The sequence below is a fragment of the Streptomyces sp. NPDC059166 genome (assembly GCF_042755185.1).
Lineage (GTDB): Bacteria > Actinomycetota > Actinomycetes > Streptomycetales > Streptomycetaceae > Streptomyces.
Genome location: NZ_JBHZCI010000008.1, coordinates 109,234 through 124,812, shown reverse-complemented (window position 1 = coordinate 124,812; position 15,579 = coordinate 109,234). Strand labels below are relative to the sequence as shown.

The 15,579-nt window shown below is 69.8% G+C and carries 16 protein-coding genes and 1 pseudogene; 5 read left to right on the top strand and 12 right to left on the bottom strand.

Features of this window, described 5'->3' with window-relative positions; all coding sequences use genetic code 11:
* Nucleotide 1 precedes the first annotated feature (1 nt).
* The 5 genes from ACFXOA_RS08645 to ACFXOA_RS08625 form a co-directional block, all read right to left on the bottom strand.
* Complete coding sequence (locus ACFXOA_RS08645; RefSeq protein WP_385024054.1) at nucleotides 2-1,516, bottom strand: ABC transporter substrate-binding protein; 1,515 nt, start codon at nucleotides 1,514-1,516, stop codon at nucleotides 2-4.
* Nucleotides 1,517-1,543: 27 nt separating this feature from the next.
* Nucleotides 1,544-2,119, bottom strand: coding sequence for a GNAT family N-acetyltransferase (locus ACFXOA_RS08640; protein ID WP_385024188.1), 576 nt, complete (start codon nucleotides 2,117-2,119; stop codon nucleotides 1,544-1,546).
* Between the two features lie 240 nt (nucleotides 2,120-2,359).
* On the bottom strand, nucleotides 2,360-2,881 hold the full coding sequence (gene ispF / locus ACFXOA_RS08635) for a 2-C-methyl-D-erythritol 2,4-cyclodiphosphate synthase (RefSeq protein ID WP_385024052.1): 522 nt from the start codon (nucleotides 2,879-2,881) through the stop codon (nucleotides 2,360-2,362).
* Nucleotides 2,871-3,635 carry a 2-C-methyl-D-erythritol 4-phosphate cytidylyltransferase gene (gene ispD, locus ACFXOA_RS08630; RefSeq protein ID WP_385024050.1) on the bottom strand — a complete coding sequence of 255 codons (765 nt, stop codon included), beginning with the start codon at nucleotides 3,633-3,635 and terminating at the stop codon, nucleotides 2,871-2,873. Before ispD ends, ispF begins: the two co-directional genes overlap by 11 nt.
* A 390-nt stretch (nucleotides 3,636-4,025) precedes the next feature.
* Nucleotides 4,026-4,508 carry a CarD family transcriptional regulator gene (locus ACFXOA_RS08625; protein ID WP_006380568.1) on the bottom strand — a complete coding sequence of 161 codons (483 nt, stop codon included), beginning with the start codon at nucleotides 4,506-4,508 and terminating at the stop codon, nucleotides 4,026-4,028.
* A 641-nt stretch (nucleotides 4,509-5,149) separates the two neighbouring features.
* Between ACFXOA_RS08625 and ACFXOA_RS08620 the strand changes: the two genes are divergently transcribed.
* Complete coding sequence (locus ACFXOA_RS08620) at nucleotides 5,150-5,827, top strand: DUF461 domain-containing protein (RefSeq protein ID WP_385024048.1); 678 nt, start codon at nucleotides 5,150-5,152, stop codon at nucleotides 5,825-5,827.
* Nucleotides 5,828-6,014: 187 nt separating this feature from the next.
* Here ACFXOA_RS08620 and ACFXOA_RS08615 read toward each other — a convergent pair whose 3' ends face one another.
* Both ACFXOA_RS08615 and ACFXOA_RS08610 read right to left on the bottom strand, forming a co-directional pair.
* On the bottom strand, nucleotides 6,015-6,695 hold the full coding sequence (locus ACFXOA_RS08615; RefSeq protein ID WP_014047499.1) for a response regulator transcription factor: 681 nt from the start codon (nucleotides 6,693-6,695) through the stop codon (nucleotides 6,015-6,017).
* On the bottom strand, nucleotides 6,692-7,960 hold the full coding sequence (locus tag ACFXOA_RS08610; protein WP_385024045.1) for a sensor histidine kinase: 1,269 nt from the start codon (nucleotides 7,958-7,960) through the stop codon (nucleotides 6,692-6,694). Before ACFXOA_RS08610 ends, ACFXOA_RS08615 begins: the two co-directional genes overlap by 4 nt.
* A gap of 198 nt (nucleotides 7,961-8,158) precedes the next feature.
* On the opposite strand from ACFXOA_RS08610, the gene phoU reads away from it, so the two are divergent.
* Entirely contained in the window at nucleotides 8,159-8,836 is a 678-nt protein-coding gene (phoU, locus tag ACFXOA_RS08605) for a phosphate signaling complex protein PhoU (protein WP_361578410.1), read from the top strand.
* Between the two features lie 388 nt (nucleotides 8,837-9,224).
* Here phoU and ACFXOA_RS08600 read toward each other — a convergent pair whose 3' ends face one another.
* Nucleotides 9,225-10,583, bottom strand: coding sequence for an MDR family MFS transporter (locus ACFXOA_RS08600; protein WP_385024043.1), 1,359 nt, complete (start codon nucleotides 10,581-10,583; stop codon nucleotides 9,225-9,227).
* Between the two features lie 201 nt (nucleotides 10,584-10,784).
* Here ACFXOA_RS08600 and ACFXOA_RS08595 point away from each other — a divergent pair, with 201 nt between their 5' ends.
* Nucleotides 10,785-11,546 (top strand): phosphoglyceromutase, encoded by a 762-nt coding sequence (locus ACFXOA_RS08595; RefSeq protein WP_365520595.1) that lies wholly within the window; start codon nucleotides 10,785-10,787, stop codon nucleotides 11,544-11,546.
* 101 nt (nucleotides 11,547-11,647) lie between these two features.
* Here the strand turns inward: ACFXOA_RS08595 and ACFXOA_RS08590 are convergent, their stop codons facing one another.
* Together ACFXOA_RS08590 and ACFXOA_RS08585 are read right to left on the bottom strand one after the other, a co-directional pair.
* Nucleotides 11,648-12,139 (bottom strand): DUF5959 family protein, encoded by a 492-nt coding sequence (locus tag ACFXOA_RS08590; RefSeq protein ID WP_385024041.1) that lies wholly within the window; start codon nucleotides 12,137-12,139, stop codon nucleotides 11,648-11,650.
* 56 nt (nucleotides 12,140-12,195) lie between these two features.
* A pseudogene (locus tag ACFXOA_RS08585) lies at nucleotides 12,196-12,531 on the bottom strand (tyrosine-type recombinase/integrase); the annotation flags it as partial.
* A gap of 97 nt (nucleotides 12,532-12,628) precedes the next feature.
* Here ACFXOA_RS08585 and ACFXOA_RS08580 point away from each other — a divergent pair.
* The gene (locus ACFXOA_RS08580; RefSeq protein ID WP_385024039.1) at nucleotides 12,629-12,967 is read left to right on the top strand and encodes a hypothetical protein; all 339 of its coding nucleotides are present in this window, start codon (nucleotides 12,629-12,631) and stop codon (nucleotides 12,965-12,967) included.
* A 227-nt stretch (nucleotides 12,968-13,194) separates the two neighbouring features.
* Here ACFXOA_RS08580 and ACFXOA_RS08575 read toward each other — a convergent pair whose 3' ends face one another.
* Nucleotides 13,195-13,557, bottom strand: coding sequence for a hypothetical protein (locus tag ACFXOA_RS08575; protein WP_385024037.1), 363 nt, complete (start codon nucleotides 13,555-13,557; stop codon nucleotides 13,195-13,197).
* 227 nt (nucleotides 13,558-13,784) lie between these two features.
* On the opposite strand from ACFXOA_RS08575, the gene ACFXOA_RS08570 reads away from it, so the two are divergent.
* Complete coding sequence (locus tag ACFXOA_RS08570; protein WP_385024035.1) at nucleotides 13,785-14,417, top strand: GIY-YIG nuclease family protein; 633 nt, start codon at nucleotides 13,785-13,787, stop codon at nucleotides 14,415-14,417.
* A gap of 388 nt (nucleotides 14,418-14,805) precedes the next feature.
* On the opposite strand, the gene ACFXOA_RS08565 is transcribed toward ACFXOA_RS08570, so the two are convergent.
* On the bottom strand, nucleotides 14,806-15,564 hold the full coding sequence (locus ACFXOA_RS08565; RefSeq protein WP_385024033.1) for a DeoR/GlpR family DNA-binding transcription regulator: 759 nt from the start codon (nucleotides 15,562-15,564) through the stop codon (nucleotides 14,806-14,808).
* Nucleotides 15,565-15,579 lie beyond the last annotated feature (15 nt).

Here is a 15,579-nt window from a genome sequence, read left to right as displayed (position 1 = left end):
GTCACCCGACGCGGGTGTCGGCGGTGATGAGGGCGCGTTCCATCGGGTCGAGGGCCACGCCCTCGACGCGTGCGTCGTCGTAGCCCTGGACGAAGCGCTCGTGGACGAGCGGCACCAGGGCGTCGGTCCCGAGCACCGCGGCCTCCGCGGTCATCTCCGCGCGGTGCCGGGCGTCGAGACCGGTGCGCGAGGCGGCGTCGGCCACGGCCGCGTCGACCTTCTCGTCACAGAGCTGGGAGATGTTGGAGCTGCCGTCACAGGTGAAGTCGGAGGCGAGGTAGGAGACCGGATCGGCGGTGTCCAGCAGGGTGTTGCGCGCCTGGATGAAGGCGTCGTACCTGCCCTCCAGCGCGTCGGCCTCCATCTGCGCGTAGTCGCGGACGACCTGCCGGACGGTGAAGCCCTTCTTCTCCAGCTGCTGCTGGACGAGCGTCGCGACCTCGGGGAGCTCGGGCCGGTTGGTGTAGGTGGCGAGGACGATCTCCTTCGTCCCGGACACCTTCGCCCGGCTCGCGGCCGGGGTCCGGCCGGCGGGGTCGGTCCGCAGGCCGGCGGCCCAGGGGATGCCGGGGCCGAAGAGCCCCTGCGCGGTGTCGGCGCGGCCCTCGTACACACCGTCGACCAGGCTCTTCGAGTCGACGGCCTCACGCGCGGCGGCGCGCATGGCCGGGTCGGCGAAGACTCCGCGCCGGGTGTTGAGGGAGAGGCCGTTGGTCCGGGCGGAGGGGAACTCGTGGACGTACGAGTCCCCGAGCAGCGAGGCCTGTGCGATCGGTACGTACTCCGCGACGTCGACGGCCTTGGTCCGCAGGGCGTTGGCGCGGGCGGTCCCGTCCGCGGCGAAGGTGACGTCGACGCCCGGGGACCTGGCCTCGGTTCCCCAGTAGTCCGGGTTGCGTTCGAGGGTGGCGGAGACGGCGCCCTTGAGGCGGGTCAGGGTGAACGGGCCGGTGGCGTGCCCGGCGGGGTTCACCTTGCCGTTCCGGTAGGCCCCGGCGGAGAGGATCGTGAGCGACGGGTTGGCGAGCCGCTGCGGCAGCAGCGGGTCCGCCTCACCGGTGACGACGCGTACGGTGCTGCCGCTCGTGGCGGTGGCCCGGAGGGTGGTGCCGGAGAGCGCCCGGGGCAGCGGGGATGCCTTGGCCGCGGCGGTCAGGGAGCGGACCACCGATGGGGCGTCGACCTTCGTGCCGTCCTGGAAGACGGCCCCGTCGCGGAGGGTGAAGTTCCAGGTGGTGGGGCCGCTCTGCTTCCAGGACGTGGCGAGGGCCGGCTTCGCCGCGCCGTTCTCGTCCAGGCCGGTGAGGCCCTCGACGACGGAGAGCCGGCTGAGGGTGACCGCGTCGTCCCCGTAGGGGGACATGGCCTGGGCCGGCGGGAACGCCATGACGACCCGGAGCCGCTGCGCGTCGCCGGAGGCCCCCGAGCCGTCTGATGCCGAGCAGGCGGCCAGCGGAAGGGCGAGAGAGACGGCGATGACCGGCAGCCGGGAGCGGCGGCTTCGAGACGTAGGCATGACGGCGACCCTATATGGAAATGATTATCATCTGAAAATGGGGGCCGAGGGATCCCCGTGGCCGGGCATCGGAAGCTCGAAGTGGATGATGCCCTGACCACCCCCCGGCAGTTCACGTTCGTCGCAGACCTCACGGGCGAGCGACCGCCAGAACGGCTCGGCACCCGGCACGGCGGGGTCGGTGTGCAGGTAGAGCGAGGTGTAGCCGCCCGCCCGCGCGGCGAACGCGCCGAGCTCCCGGACCAGCCTCCTGGCCAGACCGTGCCTGCGATGGCCGGGGCGTACGTAGATCCGGCAGAGCTGGGCCGTCGAGCCGGACGGGAAGCGGTCCGCGACCCACCGGGGATTGGGCGGAGCCTGCGGCCCCCGGTCCCGCACGGCACCGGTCGCCACGATCTCGTCCCCCAGGGCGGCGACCATCAGGGTGCAGCGCCCGGGGCGGAGATAGGCGCCCTCGATGTCGATGATGTCGCCGTGCCAGCGGGGCACGTAGCCCGAGCGCAGATCTCCGTAGACGGTGTCCAGCATCACGGCCCTGGCTCCACCGACGTCCTGCGCGGTGGCGGTCCGCAGGACGTAACCGTCCACGTCGGCCGTCGGCATCGCCACCCCGGCGGTCGCCCTCACCACTGGCACTCACCCTCACACTCGACCCGTACGGCACTCTCCTTGCGGAAACAGCGTACGTGCGAGTGATGTGCAACAAGGGTGCGGGGCCCCGCCCGCCGGGCCACCGGGGCGATGGACCACGGCCGGGCCGCCGGCGCCCTGGCATCGGGCACGGCACAGGGGGCCCGCCGCATCCGGCGCGGACGGCCCGCCTCGTGTGGCGCGGCTCTCCCGTCAGGCCTCGGTCCGGTAGACCAGCGCGGTCGCGATGCCGGCGATCCCCTCGCCCCTGCCGGTGAAGCCGAGCCCGTCCGACGTGGCCGCCGAGAGCGACACCGGGGCGCCCACCGCCGCCGACAGCACCTTCTGGGCCTCGTCGCGCCGCTTGCCGATCTTCGGGCGCAGGCCGACGACCTGCACGGCCACATTGCCGATCCCGAAGCCCTCGGACCGTACGATCCGCGCCGCCTCGGTCAGCAGGGTGACGCCCGAGGCGCCGGACCACTCGGGGCGGCCGGTGCCGAAGTGCTGCCCCAGGTCACCGAGTCCGGCGGCCGAGAACAGCGCGTTGCAGGCGGCATGGGCCACCACGTCGGCGTCGGAGTGCCCGGCCAGGCCGGGGCCCTCGCCCTCCCACAGGAGGCCGGCGCACCAGAGTTCGCGGCCCTCCTCGAAGGCGTGGATGTCCGTCCCGATACCGACGAGCGGGATCAGCGGCACCGGCTGCCCCACTCCGCCTACTGCCTCAGAATCCATCGTTCGCCCTCCTGCGCGCGAGCACGGCCTCCGCCAGGACCAGATCCAGGGGCCGGGTCACCTTGAACGCCTCCTCATGACCGGGCACCACCACGACGGGCGATCCCAGCCGCTCGACCATTCCCGCGTCGTCGGTCGCGCCCTCACCGTCGACGGCGACACTCCCGTGCGCACGCACCAGCGTGTCCCGGTCGAACCCCTGCGGCGTCTGTACGGCACGCAGCCGCGCCCGCACCGGGGTGGCGAGCACCGACTCGGGTGCGCCCGGCTCACCCGGCTCGACCTCCTTGACGGTGTCGGCGAGGGGCAGCGCGGGCACCACCGCGGGAGCTCCCTCGCGCACCGCCTCGACGACGGCGTCCACGGTGTCCACGGGCACGAGGGGCCGCGCCGCGTCGTGCACCAGCACGACGGAGACGTCACCCGGCAGCGCCTCCACACCCAGCCGCACGGACTCCTGGCGTGTCGCACCGCCGGGCACGACGACGTAGTCGGTGCGCTCCGGCAGGGCGTGGCCGTCGATGAGGTTCCTCACCTCGGCGGCACCGTCGGGCGGCGCGACCACCACGACGAGGGAGACGGCACGGGACGCCGCCATGGCCCGTACGGCGTGGATCAGCATGGGCGTGCCGCCGAGCGCACGCAGCGCCTTGGGGGCGCCCGGGCCGAGCCGGACGCCACGGCCCGCCGCGGGGATGACCGCCGCGGTACGGGAAGGGCTCGGTCCGGCGGGCGGCGGTGACATCGATGACATCGGTAGCACTCCGAAGTTTCTGCAGGTTTGTTTCCGGGGCGTACGTGGGTATGGCCTGGGCGTGCCCCCCGGCCATAGGTTGGGGGGAGGTACGGGCGCGACGCCTCGACCTGACCAGGACCCCTTCCGTGACCCCTGGCAGGACGAGCGGCGGCGGGGCCGGGGGAAGACGACGGAGGAGTGGGCACCGATGCGTACGGGCCGCTCCCCCGGCGGATCCATTGCGGGCGGACGGGCCGATTTCGGATGCGAGCATGTCATGTCGTACCCGAACATGCCGCAGCGCCCGACGACTCTCCGTGAGGACGGATGTCAGCGGGCACCGCGGCATGTTGTCGTGCGACCGGATTCAGTTCGCCGGCGTCATCCGGTCGACCGGTGTGGACCGGTTCAGGACGCGAGGACCTCGTCGAGCAGGGCCTCGGCCTTGTCCTCGTTCGTGTTCTCCGCGAGGGCGAGCTCGCTCACCAGGATCTGGCGGGCCTTGGCGAGCATGCGCTTCTCACCTGCGGAGAGTCCGCGCTCACGCTCACGACGCCACAGGTCACGCACCACTTCCGCGACCTTGATGACATCGCCCGAGGCGAGCTTCTCGAGATTCGCCTTGTAGCGCCTGGACCAGTTGGTCGGCTCTTCGGCGTACGGTGCGCGCAGCACCTCGAAGACCCGGTCCAGCCCTTCCTGCCCGACCACGTCACGCACACCGACGAACTCCGCATTGTCCGCCGGCACACGAACCGTCAAGTCGCCCTGGGCGACCTTGAGCACCAAGTAGGTCTTGTCCACGCCTTTGATCTGACGAGTTTCGATAGCCTCGATCAGCGCGGCCCCGTGATGGGGATAGACCACGGTGTCGCCAACCTTGAACGTCATGTGACAGGTACCCCTTCCGTGGCTATCAAGAGTAACACGAGAACTGGTTCTCCTGAATGGCGTTTTCGCAGGTCAGGGCATATCTCGGGGCTTGACAACTGCAACACGGACGTGCTGCGAGAGGCTTGCGGAAGGCGATATTCGCAGGTCGGAGCACGAGTGCGGCTGGGCTGAAACGTGTGCGTCACACACGTCGGAAGACCTCCAGAAGAGGCCGAAAGTCCCGTTTTGTCGGTTTCTGAACGGTGAACTTTCCGTACTCCGTTCGGATCTGGATCACTCGTTCGGCTCTTAGCGTCCGTGGTCAATGAAATTGATCAACGGCCCGGGTCCACCGGATTGGGCGGCCGGATTATGCGCGGGAAATGCGCCACCCGCGAGGAAATCGATCATCCGCCGTTCAAGGCACCGCCGGTCCCCGTTTTCGCGCGCGCCGCCCCGAATCCCTCCGCGGCCCGGATCACGGTGGCGGGGCGCGGACGCCGGACCGCCGCAGGGGCGGGTCGGGTGCGGACCCTGGAGCGCGGCTCGGTAACCTGAGGCCGCTGACACACGCTTAGGGCGGCTTTACGGCCGCTCGGGCCTTCCTGTCCGCAGAGTCCGAAGTCCGCAGTCCGAACGTTCAAGGAGTTGCCGCCGCCGTGAGCCGCAGCCTTCGACACGGCGCCTTCGCCGCCACTGCCATCGTGTTCTCGATCGCCGCCCTCTCCGCGTGCGGTGCGGGCAACGACGCACAGACCCTTCAGGTCAGGCCGGACAACGCAGCCACCACTGTCGACTCCATCAAGATCCAGAACCTGAACATCATCACCCAGCCCGAGCCCGGCGCCGAGGGCCCGGCGGTCATCGCCGCCACCCTCTTCAACGACGGCGCCAAGCGCGAGATCGTCGAGAAGATCTCGCTGCCGGGCACCGGGGCGACCGTGGAGCTGAAGCCCGCCAAGGGCTCGGGACCGCTCGTGGTCCCGGCAGGCGGCCGCGTCGTCATCGGCGGGAAGAACAACGCCTCGGCCGTGATCGAGAACGGCAGCGAGGCGGGGAAGAACGGCGACGTGCAGACCGTCGCCTTCACCTTCAGCGAGACGGGCGACATCGCGCTCGGCGCCTCGGTGGTCCCGGCGACCAGCTTCTTCGAGCACTTCGGCCCGAGCTCCGTGCCGTCGGCGAAGCCCACCCCCTCGGACTCCGCGTCCGAGACCCCCGGCGGGGAGTCGCAGGCGCCCGGCGAGGAGTCCGGGAGCCCCTCGGCCACGCCGACCGACTCCGCCTCCCCCACGGACGACTCTGCGGCCGCGGACGGCGCGGACGCCGGTCACTGATCCGGTCGGTGTCGGATCGGCGTCCGGTCACCGATCCGGCTGGTGTCCGGTGACCGGTCCGGTCGGTATCCGGTGACTGATCCGATCGGTTTCCGGTGACCGGTCCGGCCGGTATCCCGATGACCACGCACGCGTGGGGGTGTCTCCGGCTTCGGAGACACCCCCACGCGGCGCTTCGCCCCCGGGTCTACGGCTCGAACTTGTAGCCCAGGCCACGCACCGTCACCAGGTAGCGCGGGGCGCCGGGGTCGGGCTCGATCTTGGCCCGGAGCCGCTTGACGTGGACGTCGAGGGTCTTGGTGTCGCCGACGTAGTCCGCGCCCCAGACCCGGTCGATCAGCTGCATGCGGGTGAGCACCCGGCCCGCGTTGCGCAGCAGCATCTCCAGCAGGTCGAACTCCTTCAGCGGGAGATCGACCTTGCCCCCGGACACGGTGACGACGTGGCGGTCCACGTCCATCCGCACCGGTCCGGCTTCCAGGGCCGCCGGGGTGACCTCCTCGGGCTCTCCCCGGCGGCGCAGCACCGCACGGATGCGGGCCACCAGTTCCCGTGAGGAGAACGGCTTGGTCACGTAGTCGTCGGCTCCTATCTCCAGGCCGACGACCTTGTCGATCTCGCTGTCCTTGGCGGTGACCATGATCACCGGGACGTTGGACCTGACACGCAGCTGCCGGCAGACCTCGGTGCCGGGAAGTCCCGGGAGCATCAGGTCGAGCAGCACGAGGTCGGCGCCGTTGCGCTCGAACTCGTCGAGGCCGTCCGGACCGGTGGCCGCGATGGCCACCTCGAATCCCTCCTTGCGCAGCATGTAGGACAGGGCGTCGCTGAAGGATTCCTCATCCTCGACGACAAGCACTCGGGTCACGGAAGAGCCTCCGGGGCAGGAAGTGATTCAAGGGAGTCGGTCTCGTACGGCCCGTCCGCGTCGACAGCTCCGTCGACGAGGAGGGACCGGCCGGTGGTACGCCCCCGTGCGGTACCCGTTTCGGGCAGCCGCAGGGTGAAGGTGGAGCCCTGTCCCTCCGAGCTCCACACGGTGACCTCCCCGCCGTGCGAGGCGGCCACATGCTTGACGATGGCGAGGCCGAGACCGGTGCCACCGGTGGCCCGTGAACGGGCCGGGTCGACGCGGTAGAACCGCTCGAAGACACGCTCGCGGTCCTTCTCGGAGATGCCGAGGCCCTGGTCGGTCACGGCTATCTCGATGAGGTTCCCGCCCTGCGCGGCCACCTTCCGGGCGGCGATGCCGACCCGTGTGCGGGCGGGACTGTAGTTGACGGCGTTCTCCACGAGATTGCCGAGCGCGGCCGCGAGCTGGCTGCGGTTCCCCCAGACGCTGAGGTCCGGAGCGCCGCCGGACGCCATGGTGATCTGCTTGGAACCGGCCTGCTGGCGGCACCGGTCGATGGCCTCCTCGACCAGCTGCTGCACCCGGACCGGTTCCGCGTCCTCCAGCGGGTCGTCGTTCTGCACCCGCGAGAGGTCGATGATCTCCTGCACCAGGTTGGTGAGCCTGGTCGCCTCGATCTCCATGCGGCCGGCGAACCGCTGCACCGCCTCCGGGTCGTCCGAGGCGTCCATGACTGCCTCGGAGAGCAGGGAGAGCGCGCCGACGGGTGTCTTGAGCTCATGGCTGACGTTGGCGACGAAGTCGCGCCGTACCGCCTCTATGCGGCGGGCCTCCGTGAGGTCCTCCACCAGGAGCAGGACCAGGCGGGAGCCCAGCGGTGCGACCCGGGCGGACACCGCGAGCGCCTCTCCTCGGCCCGTGCCGCGGCGGGGCAGGTCGAGCTCGACCTGCCGTATCTCGCCGTCACGCCGGGTGTCCCTGGCCATGTGGAGCATCGGCTCGACCGCCAGACGTCCGCCCCGGACCAGGCCGAGCGCGTAGGCGGCCGAGCTGGCCTTGACCACGCTGTCGCTCTCGTCGAGCACGACGGCGGAGGAGCTGAGCACGGAGAGGACCGTGTCGACCCCCGGGGGAAGCACCGCGTTGCCGTCGGGCCGCAGGGACGTACGCGTGGGGCGCTTCTGCTCGCGTTCGCTCCAGCGGAACGCCAGCATGGCGATCACACCGGTGCAGAGACCGGCGATCGCGGCAGCTGCGGCGACCGCCGCGTTCACGTCCATGTCTCAAGGTTATGCGGGCGCGCCGACGCTCTCCCAGCCATCCGGGTGCAATCTCGAACACTCGTCGCCCAGAGTTCACCAAGGGGAAAGTGTCGGTTCACTTAGTCGGACGGATCCCGACGCGTTGGGGCCGCACCGTGGCAGCGTGGGGGTCGGCACCGGACCCCGGCCTCAGTAAGGATCTGGAGAGGGACTTCCATGCGCGACGCTTATCACGAGGAACTCGATTCGATCGGCGAGGGCCTGGTCGAGATGGCCCGGCTGGTCGGCTCGGCGATAGGACGGGCGACGACCTCCATGCTGGACGCCGATCTCAAGCTCGCCGAGAGCGTGATCGCCGCGGACCAGAAGGTCGACGACCTGCAGCACGACCTGGAGGCCCGCGCCATCGCGCTGCTGGCCCGCCAGCAGCCGGTCGCCACCGATCTGCGGATCGTGGTCACCTCGCTGCGGATGAGCGCCGACCTGGAGCGCTCGGGCGACCTCGCCCAGCACGTCGCCAAGCTGGCGCGGCTGCGTTTCCCCGAGTCGGCGGTGCCGCACGACCTGCACGCCACCATCCTCGAGATGGGGCAGCTGGCCCAGCGGCTCATGGCCAAGGCAGCCGAGGTGATCATCACCAAGGACGTCGACCTGGCGCTCCAGCTGGAGCAGGACGACGACGAGATGGACCTCCTGCACCGCACGCTCTTCCAGCACCTGATGGACGACCGCTGGAAGCACGGCATCGAGACCGCCGTCGACGTCACCCTGCTCGGCCGCTACTACGAGCGGTTCGCCGACCACGCGGTCTCGGTCGCCAAGCGCGTCGTGTACCTGGTCACGGGCGAGCACGCGGACGAGATCCAGGCGGCGACACCCGTCGAAGGGGCGTAGCGGCCGACCGGCGCGGGGGGCGTTTCCGGCGCAGGGAGGTGGCCGGCACAGGGGGGCGTGGCCGGCACAGGCGGCTGTGGGGGCGCGGCTGTCGCGGTGCCGGTACGCCCGTTTCCGCGTTCGTGCGCCGTCGATGCGCCGTCGACTCGCTGTCGACTCGCTGTCGACTCGCTGTCGATGCGCCGTCGGTGATCGGCCTGCGGAGGGGGTGCGCCTGTCCGTCCCCGGGGCCGGCGGCTGCGATCGAGCCGCGCGTGCGGATCGGGCTGCGGGTGCGGATGCCGGTCCGGCGCGTCCTGCCGGTGCGGCGGCTGAGCCAGGTCCTCCGGTCGCTCGGTGCCGTACGGCGGACACTCCGTCGCCGTACGGCACCGCGGCGTCGCGTACCTCAGGCCGCGGGCCCGGTCTCCGTCAGGTCCACCACGGGCGTCTGCGTCGCGACCGGCACCACAGGCAGCGGCTGCGGTTCCTCCGGCTGGGCGAGGGACGCCTGGGGCACCGGCCCCTGCTGCGGCCCGGGCTTCTGCTCATGGCCGCCCCGCCCGTCGAGGTTCCGCATCAGCAGCCAGTAGCCGAACGCCGTCACCGTGCCCAGCACCGCGCAGGTGCCCCAGAGCCAGCCGGCACCGTAGTGGTCGATCACGAAGCCCGACATCAGCGGTGCGATCAGCGCCGCCACCGACCAGGACATCGTGTACATGCCCTGGTAGCGGCCCCGCCCGTGCGCGGGTGCCAGCTGCACGACGATGCCCGTCTGCGTCGGCGCGTTGACGATCTCCGCGAGGGTCCAGATGCACACGGTCAGCGCGTACGCCCCGACCGACCCGGCGAAGGCCGTCAGCCCGAAGCCGTAGCCCGCCACCAGCGACGACAGGATCAGCAGCCTGCGCGGGTCGCGGTGCTGGATGAAACGGGTGACGGGGATCTGCAGGACGACGATCAGCACGCCGTTGACGGCGATGGCGGTTCCGAACTCCGAGCTGGACAGCCCGTCCGCGCCCATGGCCACCGGCAGACCGACGTAGCCCTGCTGGAAGATCAGCGCGACCAGGAACGACAGCCCGACGACCCCCATGTACCGCCCGTCACGCAGTACGGTGCTCAGCCGCACGTCGTCGGGGGCCTCGGCCCCTGAGGCCCTGGGAGCGGCCTCGGGACGGGACTCCGGCACCTTGAGGAAGACCACGACGGCGCAGAGGAGGGTGAGGGCCGCCTCGCACATGAAACCGGCAAGGTAGCTGTACTCCGCGACGAAACCGGCGCCCGCCGACGAGACCGCGAACCCCAGGTTGACGGCCCAGTAGTTGAGCGAGAACGCCCTGACCCTGTCCTCGGGGCGCACGATGTCGGCCATCATCGCCTGCACCGCCGGACGGGAGGCGTTGCTCGCCATCCCCACGACGAAGGCCACACCCGCGATCGCCACCGGATGGACCATGAAACCGAGCACCGCCACGGACACCGCCGTGGAGAGCTGCGCGATCAGCATGGTCGGACGGCGCCCGAGCCGGTCCGTCATCACCCCGGCACCGAGCGAGGAGACGACCCCGCCGAGCCCGTGGAGCGATGCGACGAGACCGGCGTACGAGGCCGAATAGCCCCGGTCAAGGGTCAGATAGAGCGCCATGAAGGTGGCGACGAAGGCCCCGAGGCGGTTGACCAGCGTGCTCGTCCACAGCCACCAGAACTCCCTGGGGAGACCCGCGACGGTCTGGTGTGCCGCCTTCTTCAGACCGGCGACAGGCATGGGGCTTCCTAGGGACGTACGCGAATGGGATGCCACCTTGACCTGTAAGCGGCCCGACGGCACTCCGAACCTTACGTAACCGTCGCTGCGGACCGCCACTCGATTGATGCCGCCCGTCCACCCCCTGTTCGACGGCCCGCCCTCCGTCCGCCCTGTGGCCGATCGCGCGGCGGGCGCACGGGTTCGATTACGCTCGGACCCATGGCCGACGCACCGTACAAGCTGATCCTCCTCCGCCACGGCGAGAGCGAGTGGAACGCGAAGAACCTGTTCACCGGATGGGTGGACGTAGACCTCACCGACAAGGGCGAGAAGGAGGCGGTCCGCGGCGGTGAGCTGCTCAAGGACGCCGGCCTGCTCCCCGACGTCGTGCACACCTCCCTGCAGAAGCGCGCGATCCGCACCGCCCAGCTCGGGCTGGAGGCCGCGGACCGCCACTGGATCCCCGTGCACCGCTCGTGGCGCCTGAACGAGCGTCACTACGGCGCCCTCCAGGGCAAGGACAAGGCCCAGACGCTGGCCGAGTTCGGCGAGGAGCAGTTCATGCTCTGGCGCCGTTCGTACGACACCCCGCCGCCCGTCCTCGAGGACGGCACCGAGTTCTCGCAGAGCGCCGACCCGCGCTACGCGTCGATCCCGCCGGAGCTGCGCCCGCGCACGGAGTGCCTCAAGGACGTCGTCACCCGCATGCTGCCGTACTGGTACGACGGCATCGTCCCGGACCTCCTCGACGGCAAGACCGTCCTGGTCGCCGCCCACGGCAACAGCCTCCGCGGCCTGGTGAAGCACCTGGACGGCATCTCCGACGACGCCATCTCGGGCCTCAACATCCCGACCGGCATCCCGCTCGCCTACGAGCTCGACGCCGACTTCCGCCCCCTCAAGCCGGGCGGCACCTACCTCGACCCGGACGCGGCGAAGGCCGCGATCGAGGCCGTGAAGAACCAGGGCAAGAAGAAGTAACGCGACACCGACAAGCCCCCGACCTGCGGTTTTCTCGCAGGGCGGGGGCTTTTGGGTGGGGCTGGGCCGTCTGTGGGCCGTCAGCTGCGTTGATCGGGCCGTCAGACCTTGCGAGCACGCCGCCACTCGTAGGCGCCGGGTGATGTCTCGACGACCTCGCGGGGGTAGACCTCGCGGGCCTGGTCGAGCAGATCCTGCTGCTCGGTGACCCAGGTCGGTGACACGAACAACGGGACTTTGACAGTGACTCCGGACGACGGCCCGTCGTGCACGGACACCCAGAGCCCGCCACCCGCGTCAGGCTCGAACTTCATCGAAGGAGTCCGCCCGGATACCAGCCACACGGCGAACCGGCCGGACTCCAGGGTCGCCAAGGAGTCCTCCCAGTCCTCAAGGTCCTCAGGTAGAAGGGTCACTGCGAAGTTGCCATGGACGGATTCCGCGTTGATGACGATCTCGCAGTCGAGGAAGTCGTGGCCGGTCAGAATTCCCGGTTGATAGCGACCCAGAATGCGCACGGAGACACTTTGTCCGCTGGTGCCAGGCCTGTCGGCCAGGTGAATCAGATTGATGACGCCATCCGTCGAGTCCATTGGTTCCCTCCCCGAAGCGACCAGGTCCGAGCATCCTGCCGGACCACTTGCTTCTCTTACCGCTCGAGAGCAAGACGGTTCACATAGACGTCGGACACGGCTCTGCTGGTGCGCTCCTGGCTGGAGGGCATGAGGTGCGCGTACACCTGCAGCGTCAGGCCAGGGTCGGAGTGCCCGAGGTACTCGGCGAGGGCCTTGATGTTCTCTCCTGCGTCCAGCAGCACCGACGCATAGAAGTGCCGCATCGCATGCATGCCGTTCTCGCGTGACTCGGCGTGCGGCGAGCCAGCCGCGGGGACCGGGATCACTCCGGCCGAGGCCAGAGCGGGTTTCCACGCCTCCTCGTTTAAGCGGGTCTCGGGGCAGATCCTCTGCCCCGAGCCGGGCCCGGTCGACAGGCAGGTAGTGCGCCGAGGATGGTGGTACCCGGCTGGCGTCGATTTCGTAACTCTCCTGATAACTCGGTTACTTACTCTGTAGTGTCCGGCCATGGACTTTACGGTGCTTGCTCACGCAGTAGAGGTAGACCACGGCATCAAGCGCGTGTCGATGCGCTTCATCAAGAAGTACGCGGCGCCTACGAGGATGCGCCTCAGTTCGGAGCTCAACGCCGAGATCGTCAAGGCGTTGCGCGAACAGGGGCTTGTCACCCTTCCCCGGACCCTCCCGACCTCCGAGGAGGACTTCATCTTTGTCCTTCAGGCCGACTCCGTGCTGGGCGAGGCTGCGGACCTGTCGGCGATGGTCTTCACTGGGCGGGGGATCGGGATGTTCACTGAGCTCGACCTCGACACGCGATTCCCCAAGCTCCTTGAGGAGACCCTGTAGGGCACGCGGTCCAGCAGCCTTGCACCGCAACCGCAGCGACCGCTCCTGACCGGTAGCACCACAGAGCGGCCCGGCTCGGGCTGGAATGACCCCCGCTGAGCGTTCCCGCTAGAGCTACGGATCAGAAGGCTTCCGACATCCACGGCTGACATCAACGACGCCGGACGGGGCGTACGCCAGCATCCACGTCCGGCCGTCGCACCAGAAGCGGTCGTCGAGGGCCGACGTCATTCCTCGCGGTGCTGAGCGAACACCCGCCGCTGCTCGTCCCGCCAGCTCCAGTTGGCTGGCCGGGAGAAGGGCAGGCTTCGGGCGAGGCCGGAGAACTGCTCAGAAGGCTCCCGGCTGGACTTGTTCACCACGATCGCCGAGAGCATCGGTGCTCGTCCGTCTTCATTGCGGTGGAGACAGACATCCTTGAGCAGGTAGGTCATGACTCCGCGGTAGGGCGGGATGGAGTCGAAGCCCTCGGCCGCCAACTCGACGCTCAGCTTCCCGTACGAGATGGTCTGACCCTGCCGGGCCCGCTTCCGCAGGATCTCCACGGCCGCTTCGACCGCTGCCGGGTACTCCGAGTCCTTGATCCTCATTGCCCCTCCCCCATCGCGTGGACACTGCCCAGCCTGCGCATCGTACGGCCAGGCACTGCCCTGTACTGCTAGAAGCGGACGAAGAGGTCGTGCCAGAACGGTGCCAGATCGTGCGGGGAATCACGAGGACTTAGGGGGATCAGGGCGCCAACTAGTCAGGCTCCAGGGCCGCTCCACCACTGATCAGCGCAGCACCCACCCGTGGACAACCCGAGCTTCCCAGGCAGATGTCCCACCGCACCTGTGCAGGCAGGGGTGTCCTGTCGGTGCCGACCAGTAGCCTGCCGCCGTCACTCATCTCGTCTGGAGGCTTCATGGAAGCGGACGCTCTCGTTAGTCCGGACCGGCTTTGGTCGGCGCGGGAGGTCTTATTGCGTCCGAGTCCTGTACCGGCGGCAGCAGGAGTCTATGGATGGCACTTCGAGCAGGCGCCCCACACGGACCTGGAGGCCGGACGCTTGCTCTACGTCGGCATAGCCCCGCGATTCATGGCGACCCGAGCCAGCACGCAGAACCTGCGCAAACGGGTGCGATACCACTACCGAGGCAACGCGGCTGGCTCGACGCTTCGGCTCACCCTCGGGTGCCTGCTCGGGCTTGAGTTGCGCCGCGTGGGAAGCGGCAAGCGGATGACCTTCTGCAAGGCCGGCGAAGCCACCCTGACTCAATGGATGGCGGACAACGCCCGAGTGTGCTGGATCGAGCAGGACGAGCCATGGGACCTGGAATCGAAGCTCATCTCCCAACTCGACATACCCTTAAATCTTGACCAGAACCGGCAGAACACGTTCCACAGTCGGCTGAAGGAACTGCGGGCCCAAGCGCGTCAGCAGGCGCGAGACTTGCCCATCAGCGCGTAGTACGTCGTGCCGGGCCAGCGGGCAGAAGTCTGGGCCGCCCCTGGGCGGCCGTCCGAGGCTGCTCAACAGTGGCCAATGACGACCAAAGACGACCACCGGGCGCATCGGCCCACCGGCCCTGAACAGCGAAAATGCAGGTCACCAAGATCCCCCGCAAGACCCAGGGCAAGAAGAAGTAGCCTTCGCGATCACGCCCCCGACCTGCGCCTGGCGCGCGGATCGGGGGCGTTTTCGCGCTCGGGCCCCGGAGCGACAGAGTTCGAGGCTCCGTGGCCTCGCCGCCTCGCCGCCTCGCACCTCGCCACCTCGCGGCGGCGGTCCCTGGCGGGCCGGGCCCTGTGCCGCGCCGCGGCCGGGCTCCGAGGGAAACGGCCCACCGGAAGCCCGTTCACGTGGCCGGGAGTACCTGTACGCCGAGTGCGGCAAGCTGCTCGACGACTGCGTCATGGGGGTCGGCGTCCGTGATCACTCCGGTGACTTTCTGCCAGGGCAGCACGCGGTACTGCGAGGCGGCACCGACCTTCTCCGAGGAGGCGAGGACGTAGGTGTCGGCGGCCCGCGCGGCCAAGGCGCGCTTCATCGCCGCCTCATCGGCGTCCCCCGTGGTCAGCCCGGCCTCGGGGTGGACACCGGTGACGCCCAGCAGACAGAGGTCGGCCGAGACGTTCTGCGCGGCCTCGACCGCGGCGGCGCCGCAGGTGACCGCCGAGTGCTTGAAGACGCGGCCTCCGAGCAGGAAGAGCTCCGCCCGCGCGTGGTTGATCAGTGCCGTGGCGATCGTCGGGCTGTGGGTGATCACCGTGCAGGCCAGGTCGTCCGGGAGGGCCCTCGCCACAGCCAGGGCGGTGGTGCCGCCGTCGAGGATCACCGAGCTCCCCGGCCGCACCAGAGCGGCGGCCGCCGCGGCGACCCTTCGCTTGCCGTCGGGGGCCACCGCCTGCCGGGCGTCGTAGCCGACGACCGCGGGAGACACCGGCAGAGCACCGCCGTACACCCTCTGGCACAGCCCCTCGGCCGCGAGGTCCCGCAGGTCGCGGCGCACGCTGTCCTCGGAGATGCCCAGGTCGGCGGCGACGTCCTTGGCCACGACCTTCCCCTCACGGGCGAGCAGGTCGAGGAGGTGGTCGCGCCGTTCCGCAGCCAGCATGCGCATTCCTTCCAG

Excerpts from the sequence above, each read along its gene's own strand:
- ACFXOA_RS08590 (WP_385024041.1), bottom strand. The coding sequence starts at position 12,139 with ATGGACTCGACGGATGGCGTCATCAATCTGATTCACCTGGCCGACAGG.
- ACFXOA_RS08610 (WP_385024045.1), bottom strand. The coding sequence starts at position 7,960 with ATGGACGTGAACGCGGCGGTCGCCGCAGCTGCCGCGATCGCCGGTCTC.
- ACFXOA_RS08600 (WP_385024043.1), bottom strand. The coding sequence starts at position 10,583 with ATGCCTGTCGCCGGTCTGAAGAAGGCGGCACACCAGACCGTCGCGGGT.
- ACFXOA_RS08565 (WP_385024033.1), bottom strand. The coding sequence starts at position 15,564 with ATGCTGGCTGCGGAACGGCGCGACCACCTCCTCGACCTGCTCGCCCGT.
- ACFXOA_RS08570 (WP_385024035.1), top strand. The coding sequence starts at position 13,785 with ATGTCCCACCGCACCTGTGCAGGCAGGGGTGTCCTGTCGGTGCCGACC.
- ACFXOA_RS08645 (WP_385024054.1), bottom strand. The coding sequence starts at position 1,516 with ATGCCTACGTCTCGAAGCCGCCGCTCCCGGCTGCCGGTCATCGCCGTC.
- ACFXOA_RS08595 (WP_365520595.1), top strand. The coding sequence starts at position 10,785 with ATGGCCGACGCACCGTACAAGCTGATCCTCCTCCGCCACGGCGAGAGC.
- ACFXOA_RS08640 (WP_385024188.1), bottom strand. The coding sequence starts at position 2,119 with ATGCCGACGGCCGACGTGGACGGTTACGTCCTGCGGACCGCCACCGCG.
- ispF (WP_385024052.1), bottom strand. The coding sequence starts at position 2,881 with ATGGATTCTGAGGCAGTAGGCGGAGTGGGGCAGCCGGTGCCGCTGATC.
- ACFXOA_RS08580 (WP_385024039.1), top strand. The coding sequence starts at position 12,629 with ATGGACTTTACGGTGCTTGCTCACGCAGTAGAGGTAGACCACGGCATC.
- phoU (WP_361578410.1), top strand. The coding sequence starts at position 8,159 with ATGCGCGACGCTTATCACGAGGAACTCGATTCGATCGGCGAGGGCCTG.
- ACFXOA_RS08625 (WP_006380568.1), bottom strand. The coding sequence starts at position 4,508 with ATGACGTTCAAGGTTGGCGACACCGTGGTCTATCCCCATCACGGGGCC.
- ACFXOA_RS08575 (WP_385024037.1), bottom strand. The coding sequence starts at position 13,557 with ATGAGGATCAAGGACTCGGAGTACCCGGCAGCGGTCGAAGCGGCCGTG.
- ispD (WP_385024050.1), bottom strand. The coding sequence starts at position 3,635 with ATGTCATCGATGTCACCGCCGCCCGCCGGACCGAGCCCTTCCCGTACC.